We start from the raw sequence: 538 nt of genomic DNA, 5'->3' as shown, positions 1-538 counted from the left end.
CGGTGCTGGTCAGCGTCGCGGTGTAGGCGATGCCGACGGTCGCCGCCGGCAACGGACCCGAGGCCGGTGCGACGACCAGCGTCGGGGCGGTCACCGTGACGGTGACGGTCGCGGGCGCGCTGGTGCCGGACGCATTGGTCGCGGTGTAGGTGAAGCTGTCGCTCCCCGAATAACCGGCGGCCGGCGTGTAGCTGATGCCGGTGCCCGAGGCGGTGGCCGTGCCGTGTGCCGGCGCGGTGGCGACGGCGACCGAGGTCGCAGCGCCACCCGACAGGGCGAGCGTCACTGCATTGGCGGTGCTGTTGGCGGCGACGGTCGTGCTGACCGCGCCGGCGACGGGTGCCTGGACGGCAACCTCCAGCGTATAGGTTGCGGTGCCGGTGGCACCATGCGCGTCGGTGACCGTGACGGTGACGGTGTAGCTGCCAGCCGTGGTCGGCGTGCCCGAGAGCGTGCCGTTGGCGGCCAGCGTGACGCCAGCGGGCAGGCCCGTGGCGCTGTAGCTGTACGGCGCGGTGCCGCCGGTGCTGGTCAGCGT

Annotated in this window: 1 protein-coding gene; it reads right to left on the bottom strand. The window is 73.4% G+C overall.

What is annotated here, in order from left to right:
• Nucleotides 1–538: Ig-like domain-containing protein (locus NS355_RS17660; RefSeq protein ID WP_209445135.1), on the bottom strand; the 538-nt coding region annotated here is incomplete at both ends.

The sequence above is a fragment of the Sphingomonas yabuuchiae genome (genome assembly GCF_001477495.1).
GTDB lineage: Bacteria > Pseudomonadota > Alphaproteobacteria > Sphingomonadales > Sphingomonadaceae > Sphingomonas > Sphingomonas yabuuchiae_A.
Note: the sequence above shows the minus strand (reverse complement) of the source record. Positions and strands in the feature narration are given on the sequence as shown.